The following is a 17,041-nucleotide window of genomic DNA, read 5'->3' on the forward strand; positions in this document are numbered from 1 at the left end:
CGGCTGGTGCGTCGGCTGCGCCCCGCCCGGCGCAGCCGTGGCGCCGGGGCCGGCCGGCATCGCCTCCCCGGCACGGGGGTCCGGGGGCCTGCCCCCGGTTTCGGGAAGGGGCGGGGTGGGGGGACAGCTCCCGCTCCGGCACCGCCCGCCCCGCCACCGCCCACCCCGCACCGCCTACCCTCTTCACAGACCCCGACCCCCAAGGACCCTCCCCGTGGCAGGCCGCTTCGCCCCGCACCCCCGCACCCCCACCCTCCCCACCCCACGAGCAAGCGGCAGCGCCACCGCCGCCAAAACCCGGCTCTGGCCCGCCCCGCCGGGCCACACCGTCGACCTGGGCCTCACCCTCGGCCCCCTCCGCCGCGGCCCCGCCGACCCCACGTTCCGTACCCCGCCCGACGGCTCCGCCATCCGGGCCACCCGGACCCCCGCCGGGCCCGGCACCCTGCGGGTCAGGGCCGGCGACGGCGCCGTGCACGCCGAGGCGTGGGGCCCCGGGGCCGACTGGCTGCTGGAGCGGCTGCCCGAGATGCTCGGCGCGTCGGACGACCCCGCCGCGTTCGTCCCGCGCCACAGACTCCTCGCCGCGTCCCAGCGCCGCCGCCCCGGCCTGCGCCTGTGCCGCACCGGCCTCGTCCTGGAGTCGCTGATCCCGTCGATCCTCGAGCAGAAGGTCACGACGATCGAGGCGTACCGCTCCTGGCGGCACCTCGTGCGCAAGTACGGCGAGCCCGCCCCCGGCCCGTACGGCGACTCGCCCGACGGCCGTCGCGACAGCCGGATGTACGTCATGCCCGCCCCCCGCACCTGGGCCATGATCCCGTCCTGGGAGTGGCACAAGGCCGGTGTCGACGCCAAACGCTCCGACACCGTCGTACGCGCGGCCCGCGTCGCCCGCCGGCTGGAGGAGGCCGTCGGCATGGAGCCCGAACTCGCCGCCGCCCGACTGGAGTTGATCCCCGGCATCGGGCCATGGACCGCCGCCGAGGTCCTTCAGCGGTCGAACGGCGCCCCGGACGCCGTCACCGTCGGCGATCTCCATCTGCCGGGCATCGTCGGCTACGCGCTCGCCGGCCGCCCCGACACCGACGACGCCGGGATGCTCGAACTGCTGGAGCCGTACGCCGGGCAGCGCCACCGCGCCGTACGGCTCATCCTCCTGACCGGCCGTACGCCACCACGCCGCGCCCCGCGCATGCCTGTCGGCAGAATCGCCCACCTCTAGCCCCGCGCTAGACGCGGCAGACCCGCGCAGACCAGCAAAACCCAAGTCAGCGCACAGCTCTACACACAGCTCAACACACAGCTCAACGCCCGGCTCAGCGCACCGAGATGAAGTCCTCCGCCGCCCGTCCCGGCCGCCGCTTCGGCTCCGCCGCCGCGTGTCCGACCGCCACCGCGCCCATCGGGTCCCAGTTCGCGGGCAGTTCGAGCACGTCCCGTACGACGTCGCGGCAGAACATCGTCGAGGACACCCACGCGGAGCCCAGCCGCTCACCCGCCAGCGCGACGAGGAAGTTCTGCACCCCGGCGCCCGTCGCGACCACGAACATCTCGCGCTCCGCCGTGTCGCGGCGCGCGTCTCCGTACGTATGCGCGCCGTCCGCCACCAGGCACGGCACCACCAGATACGGCGCGGCCCGCAGCACGTCCCCGCGCCGCACCCGTTTGGCCACGGACTCCTCCGACTTGCCGTCGCGGCGCAGGTCCGCGATCCACGCGTCCCGCATCGCGTCGAGGAGCCGCGCGCGCGACTCCGGCGACTCCAGCAGGACGAACCGCCACGGCGTCGTGTGATGCGGCGCCGGAGCCGTCACGGCCGCCGCGACCGCGCGGCGCACCGCGCCCGGGTCGACCGGCTCGTCGGTGAACTCCCGGACCGTACGGCGCTGGGTGACCGCTTCCCGTACCGCCTCGGACGTCCCGAGCCGGAACATGTCGTCGGCCGCGACCCGCACCATCGCCCGCGCGCCGTCCGCAGACGCGTCCGCCGATTCGCCCACCAGCCGCGCCAGGCCGCTCACCACGGCCACCGGCAGCCCGGCGGTCTTGCCCTTCACCAGGTCCCCGGCGGCGGCCAGTTCGTCGGCGAGAGCGACGATCGTCGCGCTCATCGGATTGCCGTGCGCGTCCGTACCGCCGCGCAGATCGTCCAGGACCCGCACGCCCGCCGCGCCGATCGCGACGTCCGTCAGCCCGTTGCGCCAGGGCCGGCCGAAGGTGTCCGTGACGATCACGCCGACGTCCACACCCAGCGCGTCCCGCAGCCCGTCGCGGATCGCGCGGGCCGAGGCGTCGGAGTCCTCGGGCAGCAACAGCACTGTCCCCGAAGGGGTGTTGGACGCGTCGACACCGGCCGCGGCCAGCACCAGACCCTGCCGGTTCTCCACGATCCGCAGCGGGCCGCGCCGCGCGACGACGCGGACGGTCTCCGCGTCGATCGCCGCCTCACGGTCCGCCGCCTCGACGATCCTGCCCTCGGCCTTGGACACGATCTTCGACGTGACGAGGAGGATGTCCCCGTCGACCAGACCGGGCCCCGCCGTGGCGATCAGCTTCGCGAGATCGTCGCCCGCGCGGACCTCGGGCAGCCCGGTGAGCGCCCGCACGCTGTACGAGAGCGCCTCGGGCCCCTCTACGTAGGACGTCGTCACGCCCGCACCTCCTCGGCCAGCGCCAGCGCCTCACGCGCCATCGCGGTCGTCGTGTCCAGATCGGTCATCATCAGTGGTACGGCCCTGCTGCGGATCCCCGCGCCCTCGATCTCCCCCACGGCCGCCGCGTCCACCGTGTCGACCAGCCAGCCGTCCAGCAGCCCCGAGCCGTAGTGCTGGGCGACGGCGGTGGCCGTCGACTCGACGCCGATCGCCGCGAGGACCTTGTCGGCCATGCCGCGCACCGGCGCGTCCCCGACGATGGGCGAGAGCCCGACGACGGGCACCCCGGCGTCGGCGATCGCCTCACGGATCCCCGGCACGGCCAGGATCGTGCCGATGCTGACGACGGGGTTGGACGGCGGGAAGAGGACGACGTCGGCCTGGGCGATGGCCTCCAGCACCCCGGGCGCGGGCTTGGCCTGGTCGGCGCCGACGGGCACGACCGCGTGGGCCTCCACGGAGGCCCGCATCCTCACCCAGTACTCCTGGAAATGCACGGCCTTGCGCTCGCCGGTGGGGCTGTCCGGCACATCGACGGCGACATGTGTCTCGACGCGGTCGTCGGACATCGGCAGCAGCCGCACCCCGGGCTTCCAGCGCGCGCACAGCGCCTCGGTGACCGCGCTCAGCGGATAACCGGCGCTCAGCATCTGTGTGCGGACGATGTGGGTGGCGAAGTCGCGGTCGCCGAGGCCGAACCACTCGGGCCCCACCCCGTACGCCGCCAGCTCCGCCTTGACCTGGAACGTCTCGTCCGCCCGCCCCCAGCCCTGCTCCTCATTGATGCCACCCCCGAGGGTGTACATCACCGTGTCGAGGTCCGGACAGACCTTCAGCCCGAACAGATGGATGTCGTCACCGGTGTTGCCGATCACCGTGATGTCCGCGTCCGGCGCGGCCTGCTTGAGGCCACGCAGGAAACGGGCACCACCGATACCGCCGGCCAGAACCACAATGCGCATGCTGTGCAGTTTGTCAGGCGGGTACGACATCCTGGGCCGCCGGGGCGCAGCGGGCGGAGTGCATCGGCATCTCGGTCAGACCCGGGTAGTAGATGTGCAGACTCACGGCCGGTTCGAGCGAGTCGTTGACCACCTCGTGGACGTATCCGGGCGCGAAGACGCGCTGCGCGCCGCCGCCGAGTGTGCGGCTCGCCGTCTGCGTACGCTCCGTCAGTTCGCCGTCCAGGACGGTCAGGACGCCGGACGAGCGGCCGTGGTCGTGCAGTCCGCTGCGCTGGCCGGGCACCCAGGACAACAGCCACACCTCGTAGCCGGGGCCGGTGCTCAGCCGGTGGTACCAGCGGCTGGCGGCGTCGTACTGGACGAGCGTGGCCCACCGCGCGCGGTCGGCTGCGATGGCACGGGCCAGACCGGCGAATTCGGCCACGGTGGCCGGGTGCTCGCGGGCGGGCTGGAGAAGGTGCGGGACCTCGAGGAGGTCGCCCGCGATCTGAAGGTCGCTGTCGCTGTTCATGGGGGTGGGGGTTCCTCGGCAGAAGGCTGCTGGGTGAACGTGGGTAACGCGGGGTGAATCCGGGTGAATTTCGTAGCTACGTGTACGGCTGGAGCTTCAGTGGCTCAACAGCACGGACAACAGGAAATGCGACAGCGGGTCGTCCGGGCAGCGCTGCGGAATCCACGGGTGTGGGTCGCGTACGACGCTGAGGTGACCGGCATGCGTTCAAAGGTGGCGGGAACGGTTCCCGCTTGTCAACTCAATGACCGATTTGGCGGCAATGTTTCACCTCATCCGGTTACTGCGTCCGGAGAAAGGTTTGTTCAGTCGCTGACGTGGAGACATGGCGCAGCAGTCGGGCTCGCAAACACCGTCGAGGTCTCGTGATCGGGCTGTGATTCGGATCGCTTCCTTGGCTGGATCGCATCCTCCCCGAGGCTCCTGGCGTCTCCCTCAGGGAGGAGTGGATGTGGGCAGGCCAGTGGCATGTGTCAGGTTTTTGGTGATTTGAACACTTTCCGCATAGCCTTGGTTCCGCAGAGTGAATACCGGGACCAATAGCAGATCTCGGCTTGACTGGCTCGTATCCGCACACTTGTAATTTCACTCGTGTCGTTCGGCCGAAAACGGTAGCGGCCGCAAGCACGGGGACGTAAAGACAGACGAGGGGCGCACATGACCGAGCTGTTCGAACAACTGCTGGTCGAGGACGCGGACGAGGAACTCGGCTGGCAGGAGCGCGCGTTGTGCGCCCAGACCGATCCCGAGTCCTTCTTCCCCGAGAAGGGCGGCTCCACCCGAGAGGCGAAGAAGGTCTGTCTCGCCTGTGAGGTCCGCTCCGAATGCCTGGAGTATGCCCTCGCGAACGACGAGAGATTCGGTATCTGGGGCGGTCTGTCCGAGCGTGAACGCCGCCGTCTCAAGAAGGCCGCGGTTTGAACACTTCCGGCCAATCTCGGCGCGCACCCTGCGCGATAGCCCGCGTGACACCTCGCAACGCGTTATCCGAACGGTCCGTCATCTGCGTCCTCCGCGCAGGCGGCGGGCCGTTGTCGTGACCGGTGGGGGCGGCCCGGCCCGGCACTGTCTCCCCGGTCGTCCGCTTTGTCCACGCGCTCGGCGATCCGGCGCTTGTTCGTACCGTTAGTGTGGGGCCCCGTCCGAGACGCCCCAACGCCCCGTCGGGGCGACCCCCCGGCCGGAGGGCCCCTACCTCGATGTCCGCCACCACAGCCGCGTTCGACTCAGCCACCGCACCGCAGTACCCGCGCCACGTCGTGACCGCCGTACTCGTCTCCCACGACGGTGCCCGCTGGCTCCCCGACGCCCTCACCGGGCTGATCGGCCAGGAACGCCCCGTACAGAACGTCATCGCCGCCGACACCGGCAGCGCCGACGAATCGGCCACGCTGCTCACCGAATCGCTCGGCCCCGACCGCGTCGTGCATCTCGCCCGCCGCACCAGCTTCGGCACGGCCGTCGAGGAGGCGGTGCGCACCGCCGGCGTGCTCACGCCCGACGACCTGCCGTATCTGAGACGGCCGAGCGGCTGGGACCCCGTCACGCGGACCTGGCGCGACGAGGCGTACGACATGCCCGACCTGCCCCACGGCGAGCCCGTCCAGTGGCTGTGGCTGCTGCACGACGACTGCGCGCCCGACCCCGACGCCCTCGCCGAACTGCTGCGCGTCGTGGACAGCGACTCGCACGCCGCGATCGTCGGCCCCAAGCTGCGCGGCTGGTACGACCGCAAGCAGCTCCTGGAGGTCGGCGTCTCCATCGCCAACAGCGGACGCCGCTGGACCGGGCTCGACCGGCGCGAACAGGACCAGGGGCAGCACGACCAGGTCCGCACCGTCCTGTCCGTCTCCAGCGCGGGCATGCTCATCCGCCGGGACGTGTGGGAAGAACTCGGCGGCTTCGACCGCCGACTGCCCCTGATGCGCGACGACGTGGACCTGTGCTGGCGCGCGCACTCCGCGGGACACCGGGTGCTCGTCGCCCCCGACGCCGTCCTCAGGCACGCCGAGGCCGCCGCGCGCGAGCGCCGCACCGTCGACTGCGCGGGCCGCTCCGTCGTCAACCCGCACCGGGTCGACAAGGCCGGCGCCGTCTACACGATGCTCGTCAACTCGCGCGGCGCCGTGCTGCCCTACGTACTACTGCGGCTCGTCGTCGGCACACTCCTGCGCACCGTCGCCTACTTGGTAGGCAAAGCCCCCGGACAGGCCGTCGACGAGGTCATGGGCCTGTTTGGCACGCTCCTGCGGCCCGGCCGCATCATCGGCGGGCGAAAACGGCGCGGCAAAGGCGCCGTCGAGGCAAGTGAACTGCGCGCGCTTTTCCCGCCACCCGGCGCCACCGTCCGGGCAACGGTCGAGCAAGTAGCTGGAAGCCTCGGTGGCGGCTCTGAGACCGAGGCCGGTGGCTCACGCCACGGCGCGGTGGAGTCGGGCCCCGGCGGGGACGACGCGGACTTCCTGGAGATCGAGCAGTTCGCCCGGCTCAAGCGCCTCGCGCACAAGCCCGGCCCCGTCCTGTTCGCCATCCTGCTCGTCGTCTCACTCGTCGCCTGCCGCGCGCTGCTCGGCGGCGGCGCGCTCGCGGGCGGCGCACTGCTGCCCGCGCCGCCGGACGTCGCGGGCCTGTGGTCCCGCTACGCCGACGGCTGGCACCCCATCGGCACGGGCGGCACCCAGACCGCGCCGCCCTACCTCGCGGTCCTCGCGGCCCTGTCGGCGCTGTTCCTCGGGTCGACCGGCTTCGCGCTGACCCTGCTGCTCGTCTGCTCCGTACCGCTGGCCGGAGTCGCCGCGTACTTCGCCTCCCGGCCGCTCATCGAGTCGAAGCTGCTGCGGGCCTGGGCGAGCGTCGCGTACGCCTTCCTGCCCGCCGCCACCGGCGCCCTGGCCACCGGCCGGCTCGGCACGGCCGTACTGGCGATCCTGCTGCCGCTGATCGCGCGGGCGGCCGTCGCGGCGTACGGGTTCCGCGCGGAGGGCAGCGACAGCTCCGCGCGGGGGAGTTGGCGCGCCACCTGGGCGTACACCTTCCTGCTCACCTTCGCGATGGCGTTCACGCCCGTCGTGTGGCCGATGGCGGTCGTCCTCGGCCTCGCCGTCCTGGCCCTGCGCCGTGACGACATCGTGGCGTACGGGCTGCGCCTGCTGGCCGTGACAGGCACCCCGCTGCTCGTCCTCGCCCCCTGGTCGCTGTCGCTGCTGACGTCGCCGTCCGACCTCTTCGAAGAGGCGGGACTGGAGTTCGGTACGGGAGAGGCCACCGCCCTCGATCTGCTCGGCATGAGCCCCGGCGGCCCCAAGGCCGTGGGCGGGCTGCTGCTGATCGGCGTCGTCCTGGCGGCCCTGGCCGCGCTGCTGCGCGGCGAGCGGCAGTTCGCCGTACGGGCGGCCTGGGTGACCGCGCTCGTGGCGCTGGTCTTCGCCGTCCTCACGAACAACTCCGGCTGGGCCGGCCCCGCCACACTCGTCTACGGTCTCGCGCTCATCGCGGCGGCCGTGCTCGGCGCCGACGGCGCCAAGGAACGCGTCGCGAGCCAGAGCTTCGGCTGGCGCCAGCCCGTAGCCGCGCTCATCGCGGTCGCCGCCGGGGCGGCCCCGCTGCTCGCGGCGGGCGGCTGGATGCTCAGCGGCGCCGCGGGTCCGCTGGAGCGGCGCGATCCGGTGCAGGTACCGGCGTTCGTCGCCGAGGAGAGCATCACCCGTGACCAGCCGCGCACGCTCATCCTCGGTGGAACGTCGGCGGCGGAGGTCTCGTACTCGCTCGTACGCGGCTCCGGCGGCCGGCTCGGCGACGCCGAGCTGACCGAGTCCGGCGGCAGCGACCCCGGGCTCGACAAGGTCGTCGGACGCCTGGTCGCGGGCTCCGGCGCCGACCAGACCGACCAGCTCAGCGGCTTCGCGATCCGCTACGTCCTCGTCCGGGACGGCGTCCCGGCGCAGACGTCGCGCGTGCTCGACGCCACCCCCGGCCTCAGCCGGCTCAGCCAGCTCGACGGCAGCGCGCTGTGGCGCGTCGACCGGCAGATCTCGCGGGTCACGATCATCGACGGCGGGAGTGACGGCGAGAGCGGGACTGAGGGCGGGAGCGACGCGGAACCGCTGCCCGTCGGATCGTCCACGGTCGAGGCCCACACCGACATCCCGGCGGGCAAGGCCGGGCGCGTGCTGCGGATCGCCGACCGGGCCGCCGAGGGCTGGCAGGCCACGCTCGACGGCCGCCTCCTCGAGAAGAAGACCGTCGACGGCTGGGCACAGGGATTCGAACTCCCCGCCGAGGGCGGCAGGCTCGACCTCACGTACGAGGACTCGTTCACCCACACCGCGTGGGTCTGGGCGCAGGGCGCGCTCGGCGTCGTACTGCTCGTGCTCGCGCTGCCGGGGCGGCGCAAGGAGATCGACGACGACCTGCCCGAGGAGCGGGCCGAGGTGCCCGCGCAGCCCGTGTCGGGCGAGGGCCGCCGGGCGCGCAGGCTGCGGGCCGCGGCACAGGCGGAGGCCGAGGGGCAGACGGAGACGGACACGGACACCGAGACGGCGGCGGGGGGCACGGACAGTGCCGAGGCTGCCGTGCCGCCGGCTCCGGCGGAGGCCCCGTACGCCGCCGCCGCGGCCATTCCGCAGCAGCAGTCGTACGGAGAGTGGGACGGTCAGACGTCCTACCAGGGCGCGGACTACGGCTCGTACACGAATGAACAGCAGTACCAAGGCGGGCAGAACGAACAGCAGCAGTACGAAGGCGCCCCCTATCAGGGCGCGCAGCAGTACGACGGTGCACCGCAGTACGAAGGCGCTCCCCAGTACGACGCCGACGGATATCAGCAGTACCCGCAGTACCCGGCGGACCAGTACCAGCAGCAAGTGCCGGTCCAGTACGACCAGTACGGATACGTCGTCCAACAGCCGTACGTCGAGGGGCAGCAGCCCTACACCGATCCCCAACAGCCGTACACCGACGGCAACGAGAACGAGCAGCGTCCCGACGGGAGCAGCAACCAGTGAACCGCTCGACCCTCTCCCTCCTCGCGGCGGCCACCGCACTCGCCGCGGTCACCGGGTTCGCCGCGGTCAGCGCGCCCGGCACCGGTGACACGACGGCGACGACGAAGACGCCCGCGCGGCTGCCCGTGGAGCGCACCAGCCTGCTGTGTCCCGCGCCCAGCACGTCGGAGCTGGCCGAGACGGTGTACACGTCCTTCACCCCGGCCGGCACGCAGGGCGCGGGTACGGGCGGCGCGGCCGAACTGGCGCCGTCCGTCGCGCCTTTGGACGACGCGACCACCACCGACGACGAGAAGAAGGACGACAAGAAGGACGAGGAGAAGACGGGCGACAAGGCCGAGGACGACGGGGCGAAGGATCCCGCGACGGACGGAGCGGACGCGAAGGCCAAGCCGTTCCTGGCCCTCAAGGAGCCCGGCAAGCCCGTCTCCGGGACGAAGAACGCCGCGGACGCCCCCGCGCTCGTCGGCACCGCCACAGGCCGTCTCGCGCCCGGCTGGACCACTCAGCAGACCACCACGGTCACGGCCGGAGACGCACGCGCTCTGTTCGGTATGACCTGCACCGCGCCCGACACCGACTTCTGGTTCCCCGGCGCGTCCACGGACAAGGCCCGCCAGGACTACGTCCACCTCACCAACCCGGACGACACGGCGGCCGTCGCCGACGTGGCGCTGTACGGCAAGGACGGCACGCTCAAGTCCGATACGGGAGAAGGCATTCCGGTCCCGGCGCGTTCCAGCGTCCCCGTCCTGCTGTCGACCCTCACCACGGAGGCCGCGCCGGACGTCACCGTCCATGTCAGCACCCGCACGGGCCGCGTGGGCGCCGTCGTGAACGCCGCCGACGAGAAGGCCGGCGGCGACTGGCTGACCGCCTCCACCGATCCCGCGCCCAGCCTGGTGCTCCCCGGAATCCCGGCCGACGCCACCTCCGTACGACTGGTGGTCTTCGCGCCCGGCGAGGACGACGCCGAGCTGAAGGTGCGGCTGGCGGGCGAGAGCGGCACGATCGTCCCGGCCACCGCCTCCGAACCACTCAACGTGAAGTCCGGCATGACCGCCTCGCTCGACCTGGGGGACGTCACCAAGGGCGAGGCCGGCTCGGTGCTCCTGGACCCGGCGGAGGGCGCCGGGGCGACCCCGGTGGTCGCCGCGCTGCGCGTCGTACGGGGCAAGGGAGCCGACCAGGAGGTCGCCTTCATCCCGGCGGCCGGCCCCGTGACGGAGCGCTCGACGGCCGCCGACAACCGCGCCAAGGGCTCGACCCTGTCACTGGCCGCGCCGGGCGGGACCGGGAAGGTGAAGGTCACGGCCTCGGCGGGCAGCGGGGGCGGTGAGCAGGCCGTCAAGACGTACACGGTCAAGGCCGGTACGACGCAGGCCGTCACGCCGCCGGTGCCGGCCGGCCTCAAGGGTTCGTACGCGCTGACGGTCGAGCCGGAGTCGGGCGGTCCGGTCTACGCGGCGCGCACGCTGGCGGTGACACAGGACGGTGTACCGATGTTCACGGTGCAGACGCTGCCGGACGACCGGGGCATGGTGTCCGTACCCGCGACCAAGGAAGACCTCTCCGTACTGAAGTGAGGCCGGGCCAATAGTGCCGCCCGCGCGGTCAGTCCTGGCCGTACCGCGGATCGACGGATTCCGGCGCGAGCCCCAGCAGTTCGGCGACCTGCTCGACCACGACCTCGTGGACGAGCATGGCGCGCTCCTCGCGGTTCTTCGTACGGATCTCGACGGGCCGCCGGTAGACGACGATCCGCGCGGGCCGGTCCTTGCCCTCGGGGACCGACCGGCCGAGCGGTACAGAATCGTCCTCCGCGCCGGGCACGTCGAGCACCAGGAAGTCGATCTCCGCCAACTGGGGCCAGCGCCGCTCCAACCGCTCCACGGAGTCCCGTACAAGATCACGGAACGAATCCGATCGGCTCGCCGACAGCGGGACCTGTGGAGGGGCGACGGGCCCGCGCATCCCGCGTCCGTGGCGGTCACGGCGGCGCGGTTTCGGCTCGGTCGGGTGCGGCGGTACGGGACTGTCCATCACTCACGCAGGGTAGCTCTCCGGGGGGTGCCGCGACGGCCCGCCGAGGCCACCGGACGGCATGTCGCAAATTGAGCATTCCGGCCAAGCTTGGGCTCGTTTCGCTATGTCGGCCGGATCGTCGAGCTCGCCTTCATTGGCGGTATTTGCCCCAAGTGATGATCGAATCACTGACGGTCATCGTCCGGTTACCCCTCCTCCCGTGCAGGTCAGGGCAGTTGTGCGGGCGCGGGGCGAGCTGAATCGCGTCTCACGACACGGTGGAGTGACGTGCGGGAGTGTCGTCGCGGCCCGCTCAAGAGTGCGGTACCGTCCAACATCGTGAGCCCTGTACGTCGCTGTTCGCGCACCGCGTGCGGCCGTTCCGCTGTCGCGACACTGACGTACGTCTATGCCGATTCGACCGCGGTCCTCGGCCCGCTCGCCACGTATGCCGAGCCCCACTGCTATGACCTGTGCGCCGAACACAGCGAGAGGCTGACCGCGCCGCGCGGGTGGGAGGTCGTCCGTCTCACCGACGGCTCGGCGCCGGCCCGGCCCAGTGGCGACGATCTCGAGGCTCTGGCGAACGCCGTGCGTGAGGCGGCGCGCCCTCCGGAGCGCAGGGGCGGACCCGGCGGGAACGGGCCGCGCGACGCGGATCCGACGGAGGTCGGGCGCCGCGGGCATCTGCGGGTGCTGCGTTCCCCCGATTCCTGAGCCCGGCTGTTGTTCGTCCGGCTTCTGTTCGTTCGACTTCTCTTCGTCCGGCCTCCGTGGTCGGGCTTCTCGGGGTTTTCCTTCCCCTCGGGCTTTTCCGTGACGGATCTCGCTCGGGCCATTGACCTTGTTTGTCGTGGACACGATCATGCCTCCCAGTCGTGAGAGATCACTTTCCGCATCGCGGAATTCGGAGGCCCCGTCGTGTTCGAACAGCAACTGGAACCCGTCGCCGATTCACTCGGCGTGTCCGCCCTGGTCGCCGCGCTTCCCCTGGTCACCGTGCTGGTACTGCTCGGCGGCGTCCGTATGAAGGCTCATCGCGCCGGACTGATCGGTCTGGCCGTCGCCGTACTGGTCGGCTGGCTCGCCTTCGGGATGCCGATCGGCCAGACCGTCTCCGCCGGAGCGCAGGGCGTCGTCTTCGGTCTCTTCCCGATCATGTGGATCGTCGTCAACGCCCTCTGGGTGTACCGGATGACGGTCCGTACCCAGCATTTCGACATCCTGCGCCGCTCGTTCGGGCGATTCTCCGACGACCCGCGCATCCAGGCGCTCGTCGTCGCCTTCTGTTTCGGCGCGCTCCTCGAAGCGCTCGCGGGCTTCGGCGCACCGGTCGCCATCTCCGCGGTGATGCTCGTGGCGCTCGGCTTCGACCCGGTCAAGGCGGCGGTCGTCGCCCTCGTGGCCAACACCGCGCCCGTGGCCTTCGGCGCGATGGGTACGCCGGTGGTCACGCTGGCGCAGGTGACCGGACTGCCGCTGGACACCGTGGCCTCCGTAGTAGGCCGTCAGACGCCGCTGCTGGCCGTTGTCGTACCCCTGGTGCTCGTCGGGCTCGTCGACGGCAAGCGGGGCCTGCGCGAGACGTGGGCGCCCGCCCTGGCGTGCGGATTCGCCTTCGGTGTCGCGCAGTTCGTCGCGTCCAACTTCGTTTCCGCCCAACTCGCCGACATCGGGGCCGCGCTGGTGGGCGCCGCGGCGCTGCTCGCCGTGCCGGGGGCGCGCAAGCCGGCCGCCGAGGCCGTGCGCACCTCCGTACTGACAGGCGTGCGCAGTCAGGACCTGGACGTCGCGGACGACCGCCCCGAAATCGTCCGCGCCTACGCCCCGTACGGCCTGATCGTGGTGATCTTCTCCCTCGCTCAGATCCCGCCGGTCAAGGACCTGTTGGTCAAGGCGACCCGGTCCTTCGACTGGCCGTTCCTCGACGTCGCCGACTCCGAGGGGAAGCCGGTCGGGGCCAACGTCTTCTCGCTGCCGCTCATCTCGACCGGCGGCACGCTCGTCCTGGTCGCGGGCTTCCTTACGGCCGTGGTGATCGGGCTCAAGGCGAAGGACGCGCTGAAGGAATGGGTGGCCACGGTGCACGAGCTGCGCTACGCGATCCTCACCGTCGTGTCCGTGCTGGCCCTCGCGTACGTCATGAACCTCTCCGGACAGGCGGCCACCATCGGCCACTTCGTCGCCGCGGCGGGCGCGGGGCTGGCGTTCCTGTCGCCCGTGCTGGGCTGGTTCGGAGTCGCCGTCACGGGCTCCGACACCTCGGCCAACGCCCTCTTCGGGGCGCTCCAGGTGACGGCGGCACGTGAATCCGGGCTGTCGCCCGAGCTGTTGGCGGCGGCGAACAGCTCCGGAGGTGTGCTCGGCAAGATGATCTCCCCGCAGAATCTGACGATCGCGTGCGCGGCGGTCGGTCTCGCGGGCAAGGAAGGGGACCTCCTGAGGAAGGTCCTGCCGTGGAGCCTCGGGCTGTTGCTGGTGATGTGCCTGATTGTGGTGGGGCAGAGCACGTTCGTACTCGGGTGGATGCTGCCGTAGGCCCTGCCCTTCGGGTCTTGGCGGGCTCGCGGGTAGTTTGTGCTGACTGTCCGCAGAAACCTCAGGAGGGGTGCCGTGGCCGACTTGGGCCAGATCGTGAAGGCGTACGACGTACGTGGCGTATATCCGGACCAGCTCGACGACCGGCTCGTCGAACTCTTCGGAGCGGCCTTCGTGGAAGTCACGGGTGCCACGGCGATCGTCGTCGGTCACGACATGCGGCCTTCTTCGCCCCACCTGTCGGCGAGCTTCGCCAAGGGCGCGGTCCGGCGCGGGGCGAACGCCACGCTGATCGGGCTCTGCTCGACCGACCAGTTGTACTACGCGAGCGGGGCGCTCGATCTGCCGGGCGCCATGTTCACCGCGTCGCACAACCCCGCGCAGTACAACGGCATCAAGATGTGCCGCGCGGGGGCGTCACCGGTGGGGCAGGACACCGGTCTGGCCCAGATCCGCGCGCTGGTCGAGAGCTGGCTGGCCGAGGGGCCCCCGGAGCCGGCCGCGAAGCCGGGAACGATCACACAGCGTGACACGTTGAGTGATTACGCGGCACATCTGCTGTCCCTCGTCGAGCTGTCGGCGATCCGCCCGCTGAAGGTCGTGGTCGACGCGGGGAACGGCATGGGGGGCCACACGGTCCCCACGGTCTTCGCGGGGCTGCCGGTCGACCTGGTCCCGATGTACTTCGAGCTGGACGGCACGTTCCCCAACCACGAGGCCAACCCGCTCGATCCGAAGAACATCGTGGACCTCCAGGCCCGCGTGCTCTCCGAAGGCGCGGACCTGGGCCTGGCGTTCGACGGCGACGCGGACCGCTGCTTCGTCGTGGACGAGCGGGGGAAGGGCGTGTCGCCTTCGGCGATCACGGCGCTGGTCGCCGAGCGTGAACTCGCCAAACACCCCGGCGGCACGGTGATCCACAACCTCATCACCTCCTGGTCGGTCCCCGAGGTCGTCAGGGAACGGGGCGGTGTCCCGGTCCGTACGCGCGTCGGTCACTCCTTCATCAAGACGGAGATGGCCCGCACCGGCGCGATCTTCGGCGGTGAGCACTCGGCGCACTACTACTTCCGAGAGTTCTGGAACGCGGACACGGGCATGCTCGCCGCGCTCCACGTCCTGGCCGCGCTCGGCGGCCAGAGCGGCCCGCTGTCCGAACTCGTCGCCTCCTACGACCGCTACGCCGGATCGGGCGAGATCAACTCCACGGTGGACGACCAGGCCGGCCGCCTGACCGCCGTACGCAAAGCGTTCACCGACCGCGAGGGCGTCACGACGGACGACCTGGACGGCCTGACGGTGACTACTTCCGACTGGTGGTTCAACGTCCGCCCCTCCAACACGGAACCGCTGCTGCGCCTCAACGTGGAGGCCCGCGACGAACAGACGATGTCCAAGATCAGGGACGAGGCTCTGGCCCTGATCCGATCATGAACCTTGGCTGAATTCGGTCTCCCCGGCAGTTCAGGACGAACCGGCCTCCGCCCGCGCCGACGGCGGGTACGGGACCGGGCCGCGGCCCGGTCCCGGGCTCAGGTTCCGGGGCAGGCCCCAGTTTCGGGAAGGGGCGGGGTGAGCGGGGAAGCACCGCTCGCCCCGGCCCAGGCCCCGGCCCGGCCCCACCTGCGGAGCGAGCCCCACCCCATCCTCCGGCGGTAGGCTGACGTGGCCCATTCCGCACCATCCCGTACACCTCAGCTCGTTCGAAGGGACACCCACCACATGCCGCTCGAAGCCGGCCTTCTGGAGATCCTCGCCTGCCCGGCCTGCCACGCGCCGCTCAGCGACCGCACCGAAGCGGACACACCCGAGCTGATCTGCACGGGCGCGGACTGCGGCCTGGCCTACCCGGTCCGGGACGACATCCCCGTCCTCCTCGTGGACGAGGCCCGCCGCCCCGCCTAGGCCATGTCTTCAAAGTCCCGCCCGGCCCGCGACGCCTGGCACGGCACCCGCTCTGCGGCGCACCGCACCAGGCCGCCACAGGCCCCGCCCCAGGGGCGGACGGCGCTACTTTGAAGACACGCCCCGGCGGCGGACCCGCTGCGCCCAGAGGCCGCCCCGCCCCGCAGGCCCGTGCAACGCCCGTGCTCACGCGCCGTCCACGGCGCCCGGCGATCGGAGACCTACCCGCCATGCTCGACGAGTCCTTGCTCGACGTGCCGGACGCGCTGGCGCGCGCCGACCACCGTGGGCTCCTCCTCGGCGCCGCGGAGGCCGGGGCACGTGTACGTACCGCAGTCCGGCACGCCGCCGAGGCGGGCATCGGACAGCTCAACCCCGAGGGCCGCCCCCGCGCCGTCCTGTTCGCCGGCTCCGGCACCGCCGCACTCGGCGTCGCCGACCTCCTCGGCGCGCTCGCCGGCGCCGCCGCGCCCGTCACCGTGCTGCGACCCACCGGCGTGGCTCCCGCCGCAGGTGCCCTGCGCTGGGCGCTCCCCGGCTGGGCCGGCTCCGTCGACCTGCTCCTGATCGCCACCACCGACGGCGGCGAACCGGGCCTCGCCCTCCTCGCCGAGCAGGCATACCGACGCGGCTGCACCGTCGTCGCCGTCGCCCCACGCCAGTCCCCGCTCAGCGAGGCCGTCGGCGGCACGCACGGCCTCGCCGTGCCCATGGCGCCCACACCCCAGGAGCAGTACGAGGAGATCCAGGCCGCGAGCCCGGGTGCGCTCTGGGCGCTGTTCACCCCGCTCCTCTCGCTGCTCGACCGCGTCGGACTGCTCACCGCGCCGGCCGAGACTCTTCAGCTCGTCGCCGACCGCCTCGACAGCACGGCTGAACGCTGCGGCCCGGCCATCGCGACGTACAGCAACCCCGCCAAGACCCTCGCCGCCGAACTCGCCGACAGCCTCCCGCTGATCTGGACGGAAGGCACGGCCGCCGCCCCCGCCGGGCGCCGCTTCGCAGCCGTCCTGGCCGAGTTGTCCGGCCGCCCCGCGCTCGCCGCCGAGCTGCCCGGCGCCCTGCCCGCGCACGGCCTCCTCCTGGGCGGCGACTTCGCCGGCGGCGCCGCCGACCCCGACGACTTCTTCCGCGACCGCGTCGAGGAGCCCCAGGCGCTGCGCGCCCGCGTCGTGCTGCTCCGCGACCGACCCGTCGGCGGGCTGACCGCGGCGCCCGCGGCCCGCGAACTCGCCATCAGCCACGAGACGGCCATCAGCGAACTGGAGCCGCAGGAGGGCAGCGAACTCGAAGCCCTCGCGGAACTCGTCGCCGTCACCGACTTCACGGCCGTCTATCTGGCCCTGGCCTCGGGCAACCGCGAATGACACCGACCGGCCTCCCCGACAGACCCCCGCGCTGAACACACTTCACGCGCCCCGCACTTCGCCTGTATGT

The 17,041-nt window shown here is 71.9% G+C and carries 13 protein-coding genes; 9 read left to right on the forward strand and 4 right to left on the reverse strand.

All coding sequences use genetic code 11. The features are described from left to right. Positions 1–214: 214 nt before the first annotated feature. Positions 215–1,225 carry a DNA-3-methyladenine glycosylase family protein gene (locus OG329_RS26995; protein ID WP_405798797.1) on the forward strand — a complete coding sequence of 337 codons (1,011 nt, stop codon included), beginning with the start codon at positions 215–217 and terminating at the stop codon, positions 1,223–1,225. 94 nt (positions 1,226–1,319) lie between these two features. Here the strand turns inward: OG329_RS26995 and OG329_RS27000 are convergent, their stop codons facing one another. Genes OG329_RS27000 through OG329_RS27010 form a run of 3 tightly spaced genes read right to left on the reverse strand, consistent with a single transcriptional unit; the run spans position 1,320 to position 4,133 of the window. Then, entirely contained in the window at positions 1,320–2,654 is a 1,335-nt protein-coding gene (locus OG329_RS27000; RefSeq protein ID WP_405798798.1) for a coenzyme F420-0:L-glutamate ligase, read from the reverse strand. Continuing rightward, positions 2,651–3,619 carry a 2-phospho-L-lactate transferase gene (gene cofD, locus OG329_RS27005; protein WP_405798799.1) on the reverse strand — a complete coding sequence of 323 codons (969 nt, stop codon included), beginning with the start codon at positions 3,617–3,619 and terminating at the stop codon, positions 2,651–2,653. Before cofD ends, OG329_RS27000 begins: the two co-directional genes overlap by 4 nt. Positions 3,620–3,632: 13 nt before the next feature. Further along, the gene (locus tag OG329_RS27010) at positions 3,633–4,133 is read right to left on the reverse strand and encodes a cysteine dioxygenase (protein WP_405798800.1); all 501 of its coding nucleotides are present in this window, start codon (positions 4,131–4,133) and stop codon (positions 3,633–3,635) included. A gap of 657 nt (positions 4,134–4,790) precedes the next feature. Between OG329_RS27010 and OG329_RS27015 the strand changes: the two genes are divergently transcribed. The 3 genes from OG329_RS27015 (at position 4,791) to OG329_RS27025 (ending at position 10,722) form a co-directional block, all read left to right on the forward strand. Then, complete coding sequence (locus OG329_RS27015; RefSeq protein ID WP_023541320.1) at positions 4,791–5,054, forward strand: WhiB family transcriptional regulator; 264 nt, start codon at positions 4,791–4,793, stop codon at positions 5,052–5,054. Between the two features lie 278 nt (positions 5,055–5,332). Beyond that, on the forward strand, positions 5,333–9,136 hold the full coding sequence (locus tag OG329_RS27020) for a glycosyltransferase (protein ID WP_405798801.1): 3,804 nt from the start codon (positions 5,333–5,335) through the stop codon (positions 9,134–9,136). Then, positions 9,133–10,722, forward strand: a complete 1,590-nt coding sequence (locus tag OG329_RS27025) for a DUF5719 family protein (protein ID WP_405798802.1) — start codon at positions 9,133–9,135, stop codon at positions 10,720–10,722. Before OG329_RS27020 ends, OG329_RS27025 begins: the two co-directional genes overlap by 4 nt. A 28-nt stretch (positions 10,723–10,750) precedes the next feature. Here the strand turns inward: OG329_RS27025 and OG329_RS27030 are convergent, their stop codons facing one another. Next, entirely contained in the window at positions 10,751–11,179 is a 429-nt protein-coding gene (locus OG329_RS27030; protein ID WP_405798804.1) for a metallopeptidase family protein, read from the reverse strand. A 270-nt stretch (positions 11,180–11,449) separates the two neighbouring features. Here OG329_RS27030 and OG329_RS27035 point away from each other — a divergent pair, with 270 nt between their 5' ends. The 5 genes from OG329_RS27035 (at position 11,450) to OG329_RS27055 (ending at position 16,971) form a co-directional block, all read left to right on the forward strand. Further along, positions 11,450–11,878 carry a DUF3499 domain-containing protein gene (locus OG329_RS27035; protein ID WP_405798806.1) on the forward strand — a complete coding sequence of 143 codons (429 nt, stop codon included), beginning with the start codon at positions 11,450–11,452 and terminating at the stop codon, positions 11,876–11,878. Positions 11,879–12,082: 204 nt separating this feature from the next. Further along, positions 12,083–13,699: an L-lactate permease gene (locus tag OG329_RS27040; RefSeq protein WP_405798807.1), complete on the forward strand. Its 1,617-nt coding sequence runs from the start codon at positions 12,083–12,085 to the stop codon at positions 13,697–13,699. Between the two features lie 75 nt (positions 13,700–13,774). Next, positions 13,775–15,133: a phosphomannomutase/phosphoglucomutase gene (locus OG329_RS27045; RefSeq protein ID WP_405798809.1), complete on the forward strand. Its 1,359-nt coding sequence runs from the start codon at positions 13,775–13,777 to the stop codon at positions 15,131–15,133. A 288-nt stretch (positions 15,134–15,421) separates the two neighbouring features. Next, a complete protein-coding gene (locus OG329_RS27050) occupies positions 15,422–15,604 on the forward strand; it encodes a Trm112 family protein (RefSeq protein ID WP_078077031.1) in 183 nt (60 codons plus the stop codon). 230 nt (positions 15,605–15,834) lie between these two features. Next, positions 15,835–16,971, forward strand: a complete 1,137-nt coding sequence (locus OG329_RS27055) for an SIS domain-containing protein (protein WP_405798811.1) — start codon at positions 15,835–15,837, stop codon at positions 16,969–16,971. Positions 16,972–17,041 lie beyond the last annotated feature (70 nt).

Source organism: Streptomyces sp. NBC_01506, from assembly GCF_045040295.1.
GTDB lineage: Bacteria > Actinomycetota > Actinomycetes > Streptomycetales > Streptomycetaceae > Streptomyces.